This window comes from Cupriavidus sp. SS-3 (assembly GCF_035818815.1).
Classification (GTDB): domain Bacteria; phylum Pseudomonadota; class Gammaproteobacteria; order Burkholderiales; family Burkholderiaceae; genus Cupriavidus; species Cupriavidus taiwanensis_C.
In genome coordinates this window covers 47,631-62,553 of record NZ_JAYLVT010000004.1, presented here as the reverse complement: position 1 = coordinate 62,553, position 14,923 = coordinate 47,631, and the positions used below count along the sequence as shown (strand labels likewise).

At 66.7% G+C, this 14,923-nt stretch carries 12 protein-coding genes; 7 read left to right on the top strand and 5 right to left on the bottom strand.

The genetic code is table 11. The features are described from left to right. Positions 1-46: 46 nt before the first annotated feature. The 3 genes from U9J39_RS08085 to galU all read right to left on the bottom strand — a co-directional run bounded on the left by U9J39_RS08085 (position 47) and on the right by galU (position 2,938). Entirely contained in the window at positions 47-973 is a 927-nt protein-coding gene (locus tag U9J39_RS08085; RefSeq protein ID WP_115709621.1) for a transcriptional regulator GcvA, read from the bottom strand. A 195-nt stretch (positions 974-1,168) separates the two neighbouring features. After that, positions 1,169-1,984 (bottom strand): undecaprenyl-diphosphate phosphatase, encoded by an 816-nt coding sequence (locus U9J39_RS08080; protein WP_115709619.1) that lies wholly within the window; start codon positions 1,982-1,984, stop codon positions 1,169-1,171. A gap of 57 nt (positions 1,985-2,041) precedes the next feature. Further along, on the bottom strand, positions 2,042-2,938 hold the full coding sequence (galU, locus tag U9J39_RS08075) for a UTP--glucose-1-phosphate uridylyltransferase GalU (protein WP_115703274.1): 897 nt from the start codon (positions 2,936-2,938) through the stop codon (positions 2,042-2,044). A gap of 494 nt (positions 2,939-3,432) precedes the next feature. Here galU and U9J39_RS08070 point away from each other — a divergent pair, with 494 nt between their 5' ends. From U9J39_RS08070 to U9J39_RS08040, 7 genes are read left to right on the top strand one after another with little or no spacing between them, the layout of a single operon-like run. After that, a complete protein-coding gene (locus tag U9J39_RS08070) occupies positions 3,433-4,572 on the top strand; it encodes a polysaccharide biosynthesis/export family protein (RefSeq protein WP_018005665.1) in 1,140 nt (379 codons plus the stop codon). Next, on the top strand, positions 4,569-5,006 hold the full coding sequence (locus U9J39_RS08065; RefSeq protein WP_115709615.1) for a low molecular weight protein-tyrosine-phosphatase: 438 nt from the start codon (positions 4,569-4,571) through the stop codon (positions 5,004-5,006). The genes U9J39_RS08070 and U9J39_RS08065 overlap by 4 nt, the downstream gene beginning before the upstream one ends. Before the next feature lie 21 nt (positions 5,007-5,027). Further along, positions 5,028-7,262, top strand: coding sequence for a polysaccharide biosynthesis tyrosine autokinase (locus U9J39_RS08060; protein WP_115709613.1), 2,235 nt, complete (start codon positions 5,028-5,030; stop codon positions 7,260-7,262). Between the two features lie 3 nt (positions 7,263-7,265). After that, positions 7,266-8,345, top strand: coding sequence for a hypothetical protein (locus tag U9J39_RS08055; protein ID WP_115680322.1), 1,080 nt, complete (start codon positions 7,266-7,268; stop codon positions 8,343-8,345). Further along, positions 8,308-9,537 (top strand): polysaccharide pyruvyl transferase family protein, encoded by a 1,230-nt coding sequence (locus U9J39_RS08050; protein WP_326346885.1) that lies wholly within the window; start codon positions 8,308-8,310, stop codon positions 9,535-9,537. The genes U9J39_RS08055 and U9J39_RS08050 overlap by 38 nt, the downstream gene beginning before the upstream one ends. Then, entirely contained in the window at positions 9,534-10,736 is a 1,203-nt protein-coding gene (locus U9J39_RS08045; RefSeq protein ID WP_115680320.1) for a lipopolysaccharide biosynthesis protein, read from the top strand. Before U9J39_RS08050 ends, U9J39_RS08045 begins: the two co-directional genes overlap by 4 nt. Next, complete coding sequence (locus tag U9J39_RS08040; protein ID WP_326346884.1) at positions 10,723-12,030, top strand: hypothetical protein; 1,308 nt, start codon at positions 10,723-10,725, stop codon at positions 12,028-12,030. The genes U9J39_RS08045 and U9J39_RS08040 overlap by 14 nt, the downstream gene beginning before the upstream one ends. A 20-nt stretch (positions 12,031-12,050) precedes the next feature. On the opposite strand, the gene U9J39_RS08035 is transcribed toward U9J39_RS08040, so the two are convergent. Together U9J39_RS08035 and U9J39_RS08030 are read right to left on the bottom strand one after the other, a co-directional pair. Further along, positions 12,051-13,163, bottom strand: a complete 1,113-nt coding sequence (locus U9J39_RS08035) for a glycosyltransferase (protein WP_116312626.1) — start codon at positions 13,161-13,163, stop codon at positions 12,051-12,053. A gap of 44 nt (positions 13,164-13,207) precedes the next feature. Beyond that, positions 13,208-14,587 (bottom strand): undecaprenyl-phosphate glucose phosphotransferase, encoded by a 1,380-nt coding sequence (locus U9J39_RS08030; RefSeq protein WP_115680317.1) that lies wholly within the window; start codon positions 14,585-14,587, stop codon positions 13,208-13,210. Between the last annotated feature and the right edge of the window lie 336 nt (positions 14,588-14,923).

Here is a 14,923-nt window from a genome sequence, read left to right as displayed (position 1 = left end):
GCGGCCAGGCGCGTGCAGCTTGCGGGACGCGCCCCGCAAGCTGTGCTCAGACGGGGGACGGCTGCTGCTGTTCCGCCGACACTTCAGCGCGGATCCAGTCAGTGAAGCTGCGGATGCGGCGATCCTCCAGCCGCTCCTTCGGGAACACCACGAAGTAAGAGAATTCGACCGGCAGCCGGATCGATTCGAACAGGCGCACCAGGCGGCCTTCAGCCAGGTCCTGCTCGATCCAGTTCTTCTTCACCAGCGCCACGCCCAGGCCATTGAGCGCGGCGTTGATGACCAGGTGGCTCGGCCAGAACGACGGCCCGCGGCTGGCGTCGACATCGGTCACGCCCGCATGCTCCAGCCACATCGCCCAGTCGGGGTTGCTCACGTCCGTATAGGTGCTGTCGTCGTGCAGCAGCGTATGGTGCTTCAGGTCGGACGGTGTTTCGAGCGGCTGCGGGCCTCGCAGCAGCGCCGGGCTGCACACGGGGATGACTTCGACCGCCATGCACAGCTCGCAGTGCAGGCCGGGGTAGTCGCCGCGGCCATAGCGGATCGCCATGTCGAAATCGTCGCGCTCGAAGTCGATGCGATGGTTCGAGGTGGATACCTTCAGGTCGATGTCCGGGTGCGCCTTCATGAAGCGGTCCATGCGCGGGATCAGCCATTTGACCGCGAACGTGGGCGGCATGTTGACCTTCAGCGCGGGGCGGTCCTTGCTGTGCAGGCGGTGCGTGGCATCGGCGAGCTGCTTGAAGGCCAGCTGCACGCTGGGCAGGTAGGCGGTGCCGGCCGGGGTCAGGACCAGCGCCTTGGCGTCGCGGATAAACAACTGCACGCCCAGGCTTTCTTCCAGTGCCTTGATCTGGTGGCTGACCGCCGACGGTGTGACGAACAGTTCCTCCGCGGCCCGCGTGAAGCTCAGATGCCGGGCAGCCACTTCGAACGCCCTGAGCGGGTTCAGTGGGGGAATCTGTCTCGACATAGCGGTGGTACGCAATCCTATTGACGCCTTGCCGACGTGAGGTGCGGCGGGACCGGCAAGCCGCTGCACGATAGCATTCACGCCGGGGCGGGGGAATAGGGCCTATCCCGATGTAGTGACTTCACTTGGTGCACCACCAACCCTGGGCAGCACCGGTAGACAGGGGTGCCGCCATGCGTCGCGACGGCACTCGGGTCAAACCGACCAGCCCAGGCTCACCACCCCGATTACCAGCCCCAACCCGATCCGATACCACGCAAACACCCGCAGCGAATGCCGCGCCACCAGCCGCACCAGGGCATTGACCACAAAGAGCGCGGAGAGGAACGCGGCGGTGAAGCCGGCGGCAATGGACCAGATGTCCTGCAGGCTGAGCAGGTGGTAGTGCCGCATGGCGTCGTAAGTGGCGGCGCCGAGCATGGTGGGGATGGCCAGGAAGAAGGAAAACTCGGTCGCCGCCTGCCGCGACACGCCCGACAGCATGCCGCCGATGATGGTGGCGCCGGAGCGGGACGTGCCGGGAATCATCGCCACGCACTGCGCGAAGCCGATGCCGATGGCCTGTTTCCAGCCGAAGTCTTCGATGGCGTGGATGCGCGGCACGGTGCTGCGCCGCTCTACCCACAGGATGACCAGCCCGCCCGCGATCAGTGCGGCGGCGACCACGGCCGGATCGAACAGATGGTGCTTGATCGGGCCGATGAGCAGCGCGCCGATGACCGCGGCCGGCAGGAAGGCGACCAGCACCGCGGTGGCGAAGCGCAGCGCGTCGGGATCGCGCCGCACCACGCCTTCGCACAGGTCGGTGATCTTGGCACGGTACAGCCAGCACACGGCCAGGATCGCGCCCAATTGGATCACCACGTCGAACACGCGCGCCTCGTGCGAGGCGAAGTCGATCCAGTCGCCGACCAGGATCAGGTGCCCGGTGCTCGAAATGGGCAGGAATTCCGTCAGGCCCTCGAGCAGGCCGAGAAGGAATGCCTTGCCCAGGTGGATCCAGTCGATCATTTGGCGGCGGCCTCGTGGTTGCTGTGCGGTTCGGAAGGGGCGTGGGGCAGGAGACCGTCAGGCCGCCAGGCTGTGCAGCAGCTGGGGCTCGCGCTGCTCCAGGTAGCGGCGGAACTGCGCGCCGGTTTCATGGTGCTTCAGCGCAAACTCGACGGTCGCCTTGAGGTAGCCCAGCTTGCTGCCGCAGTCATAGCGCGTGCCGTGATAGCGATAGGCCAGCACCTGTTCCTGGCTCAGCAGCGACTGGATCGCGTCGGTCAGCTGGAACTCGCCGCCGGCGCCGGGCTTGAGCGCGCGCAGGTGGTCGAAGATGCGCGGCGTCAGGATGTAGCGGCCGACCACGCCCAGGTTGGACGGCGCCTCTTCCGGCGCGGGCTTCTCGACGATGCCCGAGACCTTGATCACGCCTTCGGCCCACTCGCGGCCCTCGACCACGCCGTAGGAGCGGCTCTGCTCCGGCAGGATCTCTTCGACGCCCAGCACCGAGCAGTTGTAGTGGTCGTACGCATCCACCATCTGCTTCATCACCGGCGGGTGGCCGTCGATCAGGTCGTCGGCCAGCATCACGGCGAACGGGGCGTCGCCCACCAGCTTGGCCGCGCACAGCACCGCGTGGCCCAGGCCCAGTGCTTCGGACTGGCGCACGTAGAAGCATTCGACGTTGGCCGGCTTGATCGAGCGCACCACGTCCAGCAGCGCCTGCTTGTTCTTGGCCTCCAGCTCGACCTCCAGTTCGAAGGCCTTGTCGAAGTGGTCTTCGATGGCGCGCTTGGAACGGCCGGTGACGAAGATCATCTCGGTGATGCCGGCGGCCATGGCTTCTTCCACGGCGTACTGGATCAGCGGCTTGTCCACCACCGGCAGCATTTCCTTGGGGCTGGCCTTGGTGGCCGGCAGGAAGCGGGTGCCCAGGCCTGCGACCGGGAAGACGGCCTTGCTAACGCGACTTGTCATTTCAGTGGTTCCCTTCAAAGGTTCGGCAATGCTCGGTGCGAGGGCGGCGAGGCCTGCCTTCATCCGCCGGCAAAGAAAGAGGGTGTAGGCGCAACAGGGAATCAATCGCCTACACCCTTAAGTCGGCACGGGGTGCCACCCGCGATTGTGCTGCGTCGCACCACCCGCGGTACCCCTCAGGCGTTGGGACGGAATTCGTTTCCACTCCGATGGGGGGATCGGAAACTTGGTAAAAACGCCGGCCGCGCCTTGAAGATGTAGTCCCGCGAGCCATAAACTTCGCCGGTCATTTACGGATGACGCAGTGCAGAAAAGAGCGCGCCCAGCGCGCCGGGCACAACCAGTCAACACCGCCAGGTTCAGTTCCGCAGCCGTGCCAACAAGCGGACGGGCACCCCCGGTGCCATGCCGAACCAGCGGGGTCACCGCTGTGCGTTACGACAGGGTGGCGGCGGGCCATGCGGGTCTTCTTGCAAACAAGGGAATCATCGAGAGTGCTAAAGCTTTCAAGCAGCTTGAGGTTTGGCAGGGCCGTCATGTGCCTGGGGATCGTTCCGTTGCTGGCATCGTGCGCGCTGGCGCCGGGCATGCGCTTCGATCCGCAGCGCCCGCTGGATCCGGAGGACCCGCAGTCGGTGCCCAAGGTCACGCAGATCACGCCGGCGCTGGTGCGCACGCTGAAGGCCGCCACGCCGCCGGCGAACGCCGGCGTCGAGGCCTTGTTCGGCGAGCCCGGACCATATACCGTAGGCGTCGGCGACATTCTCTCGATCGTGGTGTGGGACCATCCGGAGCTGGTGTTCCCCACGCAGACCTACTCGATCGGCGCCGCCTACGAGATCCCCAGCTACAGCGGCGCGGCCAACATTCCCGGCTATGTGGTCAGTCCGGCGGGCACCATCCAGTTTCCCTATGCCGGCGTGCTCAAGGTGCTCGGCCAGACCCCGGACCAGATCCGCGGGCAGCTGAGCACCCAGCTCAAGCCGGTGGTGACGATGCCGCAGGTCACGGTGCGCGTGCTGGCGTTTCGCAGCAAGCGTGTCTACCTCGACGGCGAAGTGAAGACGCCGGGCCCGCAGAATATCGACGACGTGCCGATGACGCTGGTCGAGGCGCTCAACCGCGCCGGCGGCATCAACGTGCTGACCGGCGACAACAGCCGCATCCGCATCTCGCGCGAGGGCAAGATCTACTACGTCAGCCTGCCGGCGCTGCTGCAGCAGGGCATCGATCCGGCGCGCATCCTGCTGCGCAACGGCGACATCGTGCGCGTGGAGCAGCGCGAGGACAGCAAGGTCTTCGTGACCGGCGAAGTCGTCAAGCCGACGCCGGTGATGCCGCGCAACGGCCGGCTCACGCTCAGCGAAGCGATCGGTGAGGCCGGCGGCCTGAATCCCAATTCGGCCAACGCCAAGGAACTCTACGTGATCCGCAAGGCCGCCGACGGCGAGGCCGAGGTGTTCCACCTCGACGGCAAGTCGCCGGTCGCCTTCGCCCTGGCCGAGGCCTTCGAGCTGAAGCCGCGCGACGTGGTCTATGTCGATGCCGCGGGCGTGGTGCGCTGGAGCCGCGTGATCAACCAGCTGGTGCCGAGCGGCAACTTCTTCACCTCCACCGCGAACGCAGTCAAATGATCAAGACCGTACTCGTGGTCTGCATCGGCAATATCTGCCGCAGCCCGATGGCACAGGGCCTGCTCGGGCAGGCGCTGCCCGACGGAGAGGTGGTCTCCGCCGGCCTGGGCGCGCTGTCCGGGCATGCGGCGGATCCGCATGCGGTGGACCTGATGAGCCGCCAGGGTGTGGATATTTCCGGGCACCGGGCGCAGCAACTCAATCACGTGCTGATCCGGCGCGCGGACCTGATCCTGGTGATGGACGGCGCGCAGCGGCAGGAGATCCAGCGCCTGCACCCGGCCACCACCGGGCGCGTGTTCCGCCTGGGCGAGCTGGAGAAGTTCGATGTGCCCGATCCCTACCGCCAGCCCCGTGCGGCATTCGAGAGCGCGCTGCAGCTGATCCAGCGCGGCGTGCAGTCCTGGGTGCCGCGCATCCGGGCCCTGGGTTAAACCGATACCGTCCTGCCTGCCATGAACCAGTCCACTTATATTCCCGTCGCGGCGCCGGCCCAGTCGGACGAGATTGCCGTCGTCCGCTACCTGGACGTGCTGGTGGCAAACCGCTGGCTGATCGCGGCCATTGCCTTTGCCATCCTGACGCTAGGGGTTGCCTACGCGTTCCTGGCGCGCCCGGTGTACGAGGCCAATATCCTGGTGCAGGTCGAGGACAGCCAGAACAGTCCCAACGGCCTGCTGGGCGACGTCTCGTCGCTGTTCGACGTCAAGACGCAGGCGACCGCGGAAATCGAGATCCTGCGCTCGCGCATGGTGGTCGGCAAGGCGGTCGACAACCTGCGGCTCTATATCGATGCCAAGCCGAAGTATTTTCCGCTGGTCGGGCCCTGGATCGCCAGCCAGTCGAAGGGGCTGTCCGAACCCGGCCTGTTCGGCATGGGCGGCTATGCCTGGGGCGGGGAATCGATCGAGGTGCCGACCTTCGACGTGCCCGAGGCGCTGCAAGGCGAGAACTTCCTGCTGGTGAGCCTGGGCGATGGCCGCTACCGGCTCGAGCAGAGCAGCCTGGACCAGCCCATCGTCGGCCGCGTCGGCGAAGCGGTCGAGGCCAGCCATGCGGTCGGCGAGATCCGGCTGCTGGTGACGGCGCTGAAGGCCAAGCCGGGCATTGCCTTCAACCTGGTGCGCCAGTCGCGGCTGAAGACGCTGGAGCAGCTGCAGCAGCAGCTGAACATCGCGGAGAAGGGCAAGCAGAGCGGCGTGATCGGGGCCTCGCTGGAAGGCAATGACGCCAGGCTGACGGCGGCGATCCTCAACGAGATCGGCGACGAGTACGTGGCGCAGAACATCAACCGCAAGGCCGCGGAGGCGGAAAAATCGCTGCTGTTCCTCAACAACCTGCTGCCGCAGCTGAAGGGCGAGCTCGAGCGCGCCGAAGTGAAGTACAACGCCATGCGCAACGAGCGCGGCACCTTCAACCTCAGCGAAGAGGGCAAGGCCTTCCTGCAGGAGAGCGTGACCGCCGAAACCTCGCTGCTGGAACTCAAGCAGAAGCGCGCCGAGCTGGTGACCCGCTTTGCCCCCGGCCATCCGTCGATGCAGGCGGTCGACAAGCAGATTGCCGCGCTGGCCGCCAAGGCGGGGGCGGTCGCCGGCCGGGTCAAGACCCTGCCGAACCTGGAGCAGGACACCGTGCGCCTGATGCGCGACGTGCAGGTCAACAATGACCTCTATGTCGGCATGCTGAACAATATGCAGCAGCTCAAGCTGGTGAAGGCCGGCAAGGTCGGCAGCGTGCGCCTGGTCGACACCTCGCCGGTGCCCGAGGAGCCGGTCAAGCCGAAGAAGGCGCTGGTGATCGTGCTGGCGGCGGTGCTTGGCCTGCTGGCCGGGGCGGTGGTGGCCTTTGTCCGCAATGCCCTGTATGGCGGCATCACCGATCCCAAGGACATCGAGGAACACACCGGACTCAGCGTCTATGCGACCGTGCCCCAGTCCGAACACCAGCTCACCATCAGCAAGGACATCCAGGCGCGCAAGCGCGGCCACTACCTGCTGGCCGACCGCTTCCCCAACGAGCCCTCGGTGGAAAGCCTGCGCAGCCTGCGCACGTCGCTGCAGTTCGCGATGCTGGATGCGCCCAACAACCGCGTGCTGCTGACCGGTGCCACCGCCGGCGTGGGCAAGTCCTTCGTCTCGGTCAACCTGGCCGCGTTGATGGCCTCGGGCGGCAAGCGCGTGCTGCTGGTCGACGCCGACATGCGCAAGGGCTACCTGAACCAGTATTTCGGCAAGGATCGCGAGCCGGGTTTGTCCGACGTGCTGGCCGGCAAGCTGGCGCTGGAAGACGTGATCCACCGCGACGTGGTGCAGGGACTGGACTTCATCGGCACGGGGACGATTCCGCCGAATCCCGCCGAGCTGATGCTGAACGAACGCATGGTCAGGCTGCTCGAGGAGCTCAGCGCGCGCTACGACATGCTGATGGTCGACACCCCGCCGGTGCTGGCCGTCGCCGATGCCGCGATCCTGGCCGAGCGTTGCGGCACGGTGTTCCTGGTCACGCGCTTCGGCAAGAGCTCGATCGGCGAGATCTCGGAGTGCGCCAAGCAGCTGGCGCAGGTCAACGTAAGCGTGAAGGGGGTGATCTTCAACGGCCTCGACCCCAACGCCTTCCGCTATGGCTATGGCTCCAAGTACGGGCGCTATCGCTATGCCTACTACGGCTACTCGCAGAGCGAGAAGGCGTAAGCCATGCAAGCCGCGCGACTGGACCGCGACTGGGTGCTGGCCGAGCGCGGGCTGGCCACGGTGGCGAGCCTGGTGCTGAGCCTGCTCTACCTGGTGATCTATTTCTTCGGCCGCGACGCGCTGCCGGAAAAATGGGTCACCGATTCCAACAAGATGCTGGAATTCCTGGTCAGCGGCTCGACCGACCTCGACGATTCGTTCGCCGCCACCGCCAAGGTGTTCTCGGTGTTCGGCGCGGAATATGTGAATGTCGTCACCGCCACCGTCGGCGTGGCCTATCTGGCGATGGCGTCGAGCCGGGTGGCGAGCCTGCGTGACCTGGCCACGCGCTGGCTGTTCGTGCTGCCCTGCATGCTGCTGAACCTGCTGTCGCCGGGCAAGGAAACCGTGGTGATCGCGATGTCGATCGTGCTGGTCATGGGCGGAATGTCGCGCGGTGTGTCGTTCCGCGCGCTGGTGGTCATGACCATGGTGCTGTACGGTTGCTACGCGCTCTTTATCCGCAATTACTACGCGATGATCCTGGTGCTGGCGCTCGGCATCCGCGCAACGGCGCGGCTGAGCCCGGCATGGAAGGCCATCGTGCTGGCCTGCGTGGTGGGCGCGATCCTGGTGGCGCCGTCCGAGATCCTGTATATCCTGCAGTCGCCGCGGGACATCTCGAACAACTATGCGCTGAGCATCGGCAGCGACAACCGCACCATGATCTGGAACCTGTATCCGCCCACATCCGGTGTCAATTTCATCGTCAACTACCTGTACGCGGCGGTCATGTTCGTGTTGCCGGTGATCAGCTTCCGCGCGCCGGTCGACCTGGCCATGATGCTGATGCATGCGGCAATCCTGCGCGTGGCGCTGCGCGGCTTGTCCGGCACGCCGGCGGCGACCGACGCCGAGCGCAAGCGCCGCTGGTTTGCCACGCTGGTCGTTGCGCATATCCTGGTGCAGTTTATCTTCGAGCCTGACCTGGGCAGCTATGTTCGTCACCTAACCTCGGTCAGCCTGTTCCTCATCCCTTTGCTAACAGCCTTGCCGGCCAAACAAGATGAAGCACGTCGTCATATGCGCGGTGCCATACAGTGACAACCTCGGCGATGCGGTGATCGCCGAAACGCTGGGCCACCTGATCCGCCAGGCCGTGCCGGATTGCCGGGTCAGCTACCTGGACATCGCCGGGCGCACCCGGCTGGGAGAAAACTCGCTGAAGAAGGGCCGCCTGATGCGGATCTTCTCGCGGCTGCCGGGCTGGGCCCGGGTGCCGGTGCTAACCGCCGCCATCTGGCTGAAATACCGGCGGCAATGGCGCACCCGCTGGCAGCAGCAGCTGGCCGATGCCGATATGGTGGTGGTCGGCGGCGGCCAGCTGCTGTGCGACGTGGACCTGAACTTTCCGCTCAAGCTCTACCTGCTGGCCCGGTGCCTCGGCAAGGACGCCAAGGTTGCGCTGGTGTCGGTGGGCGTGGCGGCCGGCTGGTCGCGGCTGGGGCGCTACCTGGTGTCGCGCTTCTTTGCGCTGGCGGCGCCGCAATTCGTCTCGGTGCGCGATGAAAGCTCGCGCCGCAATATCGTCGGCCTTGGCGCGGGCGAGCCGTGCGACGTCGCCATCATTCCCGATCCCGCCATCCTGAGTGCGTCGCTGTATGCGGAGCACGGGCTGGCGAAGCGCTGGGACGTGGGCATCTGCGTCTCGGACGTCGAGTCGCTGCACTACAACGCGGACCTGGTCGCGGTATCGGAGCAGGGCGCGGGGCTGGGCATGTTCGTGGAACTGGTGCACAAGTTGCGGCAGGGCGGGCAGCGCGTGGTGCTGTTCACCAATGGCGCGGAGGAAGACAATCTCGCCGCGGCCACGGTCAGGAGCCGGCTGGGTGCGGAGGTCGCTGACGGCATGGATTACATGCTGCCGAAGTCGCCAGCGGAGCTGGCAGCGATCATCGCGGGCTGCCACAGCATGGTCGGGCACCGGATGCACGCCAACATCATTGCCTTCAGCTTCGGCGTGCCGTCCGTCGGCATTGTCTGGGACACCAAGGTCGCGTCGTTCTTCAAGCTGAGCGGGCGCGGCGATTTCGCGGTGCGGCAGAGCGCCGGCGCCGACGACGTGCTCGAACGGCTGGCCTACGCGCGCTCGCTGGGGGCGGCGCAGTTCAAGCGCTCGGCGCGGCTGGGCCGCGACATCAGGCAGGGGCTGGCGCTGCTGTTCGACCAGAAGCTGGCCGTGCCGGCCGCGCCGGCGCCGCTCCGGGCGGCGCCTTCGCTCGAGGGGGCGCCATGATGCGCCGCATGCTGCCGGCGCTGGGCGCGGTGTTCGAGCAGGCCGCGTATACGGCGGTGCAGTTCGGCATCAACGTGGCGCTGGCCCGCTCGATGGATGTGGCGGGCTATGGGCTGGTGGCGGTGGTGCTGTCGCTGGTGGTGTTCATCAACATCTTCTATGTTTCGTTCCTGCACGAGCCGGCGCTGATCGAGGGGATCAAGCTGCGCGTGCGCTTCTCGGCCGAGGTCGCGGTGCTGACGGTGTTTCCGGTCGCGGCCGGGTCCATCCTGTACCTGTACGGGCATGGCCTGAGCACCTCGGCCTGTGCGGCGGCGGCGGTGCTGTTCGCCAGCTACACCGCGTACTGGGTGCTCAGGACCGTGGGCGCGAAGACGCGCGGCTATGCCGGGCTGCTGATCTGCCACACGCTGATCGGCGGCGGCGTGGCCATGATCGGCCTGGCCTCCGGCACGCAGCCAGCGCCCGCGGCAATGCTGATGCTCGCGGCCGCGATCCTGTTGCCGACCGTGGTCGCGGCCGCCACGCTGCGCCGCCGCGGCCGCCTCGAATTGATCCCGGGCCGGCCGGAGTCGCCGCGCCAGTGGCTGGGGTTCGGTGCCAGCTCGGCCAGCGCGCAGCTGATGAGCTGGCTGGTCGGGCCGGGCCTGGTGGTGCTGCTAGGCTCGCTGGGACACTTTGCCGACTCGGCCAAGTTCCGCATCCTGCTGACGGTGCTGCTGCCGGCCCAGTATGTCCTGATGGCGCTGGGCTACCACCTGATGCCGAGATTCGCGGCGTCGTTCCGGCAGGACGACACGCGGACGCTGGCCAGGAACGCGGCCGGCTTCGTGCTGGGCGGGGTGATGCTGTCCGGCGCGCTGAGCGTGCTGCTGCTGCTGTTTGGCGACCAGCTCGTGGTCATGCTGTTCGGCGCGGCCTATGGGGATCTCGACGTGCGCTTCTTTTCGCTGTTTCCGATCGTGTTTGCGGTGGTGATGTGCCTGCGTACCTTGCTGAAGTCGTTCGGCATGGCGCGGGCGATCTTCCTGGCAGCGGGCATCGGCCTGCTGGCGGGCATCGCGCTGGGCGCCTGGCGTTATCCGCAGCTCGACTATCTCGTAGCGGCGCAGATCATGCTGGTGTCGTTCCTCGTCATCGCGCTGTTCCAGACCGGTGCGCTCGCCATGGGCGTACTGCGCAGGCATGCCGCCGCGTAGCGCCGCATCGCCGCGCCGCGGGGCGCAGACGCGCGCGCTGGCGCTGGTGGCGCTGATCGCGGTCTCGGGCTGGTGGCCCGCCCGGCCTGCGCATGCCGAGAACGGGCAGGCTTCGGGCCGGATTGCGTCGATGCCGGCCTTTGCCGTGCAGGTCGATCCGGCCACGGTGTCGGCGCGCGACTTCGCCGAGATCCGGCGCCTGGGCTTTACCCATGTGCGCTTCGGCGTGCGGCCCGAGGTGGTGCGCGGGCACCTGGCGCCGCAGCGCTACGCGCAGGTCATCGCCCAGGCACGCCAGGCCGGCCTGCAGATGCTGGTTACACTGTATGGCGGGCGGTATATCTGGGGCGACCAGGGCGAGGAGGGTGGCAGCGATGCCAGCGAGGCCAGGTTCGCCGCGTTCGCCAGCCAGTTCATGCAGCGCAACGCGGGGCCGGACCTGTCGTACGAGATCTGGAACGAGCCCGACAACAAGACCTTCCTGCATCCGTCGGTACCCATTTCCCGGCTGATCTCCACCGCCGGCAAGATCTGCGACGCGCTGGCGCAGGCCGGCACGGCGCCGCCCCCCGCCGTTTACCTGTTCGGCCTGGCGCGCATGCCCGGGCCGGCAAATCCGGTGGCGGAACAGTCCTTGTCGCGCCTGCTGACCGATCCGCGCCTGGCCTGCATCAAGGGGCTGAGCGTCCATCCGTACCGCGCCACGCCCGAGACGCTGCTGCGCGACTATCGGCAGCTGGGCGGCCGCATCCGCAATTCGCCGCGTCCGGGCGCGCAGCTGATCGTCAGCGAATGGGGCTATGCCTCGTACCTGCCGGTGCGCAGCGAAGCCACGCAGGCGACGCTGATCGCCAGGCAGGTGCTGGCCGGCGTCATGGCGCAAGCGCCCATGCTCGGCATCTACGCGTGGCGCGACCGCGGCCAGGCGAGATGGGACCGCGAGGCGAACTTCGGTCTGCTCAGAAACGATGGCTCGGAGAAGCCGGTCATCGCCATGCTGCGCGACCTGCTGGGCCTGTTGTCCGGGGCGCAGGACGCGCAATGGCGCCAGCGCCAGGACAGCTTCGTGCTGTCGCTGCGCAAGGACGGCGCGGTGCATCGCATCTATTGGGGGCCGCAAGCCCGGGCGCTGTTGCGCGAGGCGCTGGCGCAGGCGGGGTCGGACGGCTGCAAGGTGAGGGCGCTGGGCACCGCCGCAGGCGCGCGCCCGTGCGCGGCGCTACAGGACGGCACCGTGCTTGCCGACGCGGAGATGCTGCTGGCCAGCTGGCCCGGCGGCACTGCGCCGCCCTGACCAGCGCCGTCGGTGCGGTGCTAGGCAAGCAGCGCGCGTGAGTAGAAGGACTCGAACTTCCTGGCCTGGGTCACGATATTGAACTCGGACTTGGCGCGCGTCACCGCTTGCTCGGACATGGTTTGCCACAGCGTGGCATCGCCGACGATGGCTTCGATCGAACTCGCCATCGAGGCGGCGTCGTCCACCGGCACGATAAAGCCGTTGCTGCCGTCGACGATGATGTCCTTGATTCCGTCGACGTCGGTGCCGACCACCGGGATCGCCAGCGCATTGGCTTCCGCCAGCACGTAGCCGAAGCTCTCGTAGTGCGAGGTCAGCACCACCACCGCGGCATGCGCCAGCAGTTCCAGCAGCTCGGAGCGGCTCATCCACGCGATCGCGGTAATGTCCTTGCCCTCGGTCAGCCCGCGTTCCTGCAGCATGGCATCGAGCGTGGCGCGGTCGTTCTCATAATGGCCGTAGCCAACCAGCATGAACTCGATGTCGGGACGGCCCTGGAACAGCTTTGCCACGTCCAGGAACATGGGGATGTTCTTCTGCGGGCTGATCCGCGCCACCATGATCACGCGCTTGACGCCGGCGCCCAGCTGCCGTTCCACCGGTACGGAGCGGGGCTCGACGGCATTCAGGATGGAATGCGCGCGCTCGCGCGGCAGGCCCACCTCATGGATGGCGCGGTCGCGTTCCGACGGCGAGGTTGCCAGCACCGCGTCGGTCAGCCGGTGCAGGAAGCGCTCAGCCATCAGGAACACGCGCCGCTTGATGCCGCGCAGCCCCAGGTAATAGTAGGCATGCGGGGTGTAGACCACGCGCACGTTCAGGCCGATGCAGGCCAGCCGTCCCACCAGCCCCGCCTTGGAGCTGTGCAGGTGGACGATCTGCGGCGCCACGCGCTTTACCAGCGCGCGCAGGTTCAGTGCCGCCTTCAGGTCGTTGAGCGGATCGAGCTTGCGCGGAATCGGCAGGTAGCTGACGCCGAAATTGCGGGCATCGGCAACCGCCGACACCGAGCATTGCTTCGGCAGCGCGAAGTGGAAGCTGATGCGCTCGTCGTTGATATGGGAGGCCAGCAGGTGCAGGTAGGTCTCGACACCTCCCAGGCACTCTGTGACATGCAGGACTTTGATCATTGGCTTGCGGTTAGATGGCGTCACGGGAAGCGGATGGCTGTGGCTCAGTAGGCGTTGCTGCCCATCCAGCCGCGGAAGGCGGTCCAGAAAATGATGCGCAGGTCGAGCCAGAACGACCAGTTGCGGATATAGAAGATGTCGTGCTCGACCCGCTTGGCCATCTTGTCCAGGGTGTCGGTCTCGCCGCGGTAGCCGTTGATCTGCGCCCACCCGGTGATGCCCGGCTTGACGCGGTGGCGCAGCATGTAGAAGTCGAGCTGCTCCTTGTACATGTTGTTGTGCGCCATCGCATGCGGGCGCGGGCCTACCACGCTCATCTCGCCCTTCAGCACGTTGATGAACTGCGGCAGCTCGTCCAGGCTGGTGCGGCGCAGGAAGGCGCCGATCGGCGTGATGCGGCTGTCGCCCTTGGTGGCCTGCGTGACCACACCGTGCTCGGCATGCACCTTCATGCTGCGGAACTTGTAGACGTGGATGACGCGCCCGTCCAGGCCCAGCCGTTCCTGCTTGAAGAACACCGGCCCGGGCGAGTCGCGCTTGATCAGCACCGCGATCAGCAGGAACAGCGGCGACAGCGCCACCAGCACCAGCGCGGCGAAGGTGCGGTCGAAGAGGGCCTTGATGGTGCCGCGCACGCCAAGCGAAGGCGGCTTGTTCATCTCCACGGCGGGCATGCCGAGGAAGTTGCCGACGTTGTGGTTGAGCAGGTCGAAGTCGAGCACGCTCGGCATCCACTTGATGTCGATGAAGTCATTGCGCAGCGAGAAGGCGATCTCCTGCATCAGCCGGTGCTCGCTCATCGGCAGCGTCAGCCAGATCTCGGCAATGCCGTGCTCGCGCGCGAACGCGGCGATGTCGGCGCTGTCGTTGATGCGGCGGCGTCCTTCCGGCGTGGGCTCGCCTTCGGCGGCATAGATGCCGCTGATCTTGTAGCCGGTGGTGTGGCTGGCGGTGGCGCGGCGGTACATCTCCTGGCCGGTGCGGCCGAAGCCGACGATGACGACGCGCTTGTTGTTGGCGCCGGCAACGCGCAGCAGGTTGAGCACGGCCCGGCTGACCACGCGCAGCGCCACCAGTGCCGCCAGCGCGAACAGGTACCAGTACACCATCCACAGGCGCGACAGCGAGTCGGTCTGGTGCAGCAGGTAGGTCAGCAGCAGGCTCACCAGCCAGACCAGGCTCCAAGCCGACAGCAGCCGCGCGGCGAGCGAGAACAGGCTGCGTCCGCGCCACGACGTGTACACGTCGAAGCCTGGCAGCACGATGAAGGCAATGGCACAGGCAAAGTACTGGATGAACTGGTGGATTGGGGCCTGCGCGGTGTCGAACCGCACTTCACTGGCCAGGATTGCCGCCACCCAGATGGCGCCGGCGTCGAGCAGGCGAGCCATCAGCGCGAGCTGATCGTGGTGCCTGGCAAACATATCGCGATAGATACCCAATTGCTTCTCCCAGAAGCGTTGAGTAATGGGCGCTCATGCGAGTGCCCACGCCCTTGTTGTCTCCTCCGAACTCCCGGTCCGCGCGAAGTGGCGGCCAGGCTCGTCGCATGGCATGCATCTGACCGTGCATGCTCATGGCGTGATCAAGCAGAGTCGTGCGGGACTGCCTTGCGGCAGCGGTTCCATGGTGTGGCGGCGGTCAGCGCATGACCTGCCACGGGCCGCATCGGTGAGGGCCGTCCATGCAACTGCAACGCTCTCGTTCTGCCGGTGCGCTGAAGGCCCCGGCGTGCTCCGTGTTTTCAGGAGCGAATAGTG

Excerpts from the sequence above, each read along its gene's own strand:
- U9J39_RS08080 (WP_115709619.1), bottom strand. The coding sequence starts at position 1,984 with ATGATCGACTGGATCCACCTGGGCAAGGCATTCCTTCTCGGCCTGCTC.
- U9J39_RS08060 (WP_115709613.1), top strand. The coding sequence starts at position 5,028 with ATGAACCAGTCCACTTATATTCCCGTCGCGGCGCCGGCCCAGTCGGAC.
- U9J39_RS08040 (WP_326346884.1), top strand. The coding sequence starts at position 10,723 with ATGCCGCCGCGTAGCGCCGCATCGCCGCGCCGCGGGGCGCAGACGCGC.
- galU (WP_115703274.1), bottom strand. The coding sequence starts at position 2,938 with ATGACAAGTCGCGTTAGCAAGGCCGTCTTCCCGGTCGCAGGCCTGGGC.
- U9J39_RS08085 (WP_115709621.1), bottom strand. The coding sequence starts at position 973 with ATGTCGAGACAGATTCCCCCACTGAACCCGCTCAGGGCGTTCGAAGTG.
- U9J39_RS08055 (WP_115680322.1), top strand. The coding sequence starts at position 7,266 with ATGCAAGCCGCGCGACTGGACCGCGACTGGGTGCTGGCCGAGCGCGGG.
- U9J39_RS08035 (WP_116312626.1), bottom strand. The coding sequence starts at position 13,163 with ATGATCAAAGTCCTGCATGTCACAGAGTGCCTGGGAGGTGTCGAGACC.
- U9J39_RS08050 (WP_326346885.1), top strand. The coding sequence starts at position 8,308 with ATGAAGCACGTCGTCATATGCGCGGTGCCATACAGTGACAACCTCGGC.
- U9J39_RS08045 (WP_115680320.1), top strand. The coding sequence starts at position 9,534 with ATGATGCGCCGCATGCTGCCGGCGCTGGGCGCGGTGTTCGAGCAGGCC.
- U9J39_RS08065 (WP_115709615.1), top strand. The coding sequence starts at position 4,569 with ATGATCAAGACCGTACTCGTGGTCTGCATCGGCAATATCTGCCGCAGC.
- U9J39_RS08030 (WP_115680317.1), bottom strand. The coding sequence starts at position 14,587 with ATGTTTGCCAGGCACCACGATCAGCTCGCGCTGATGGCTCGCCTGCTC.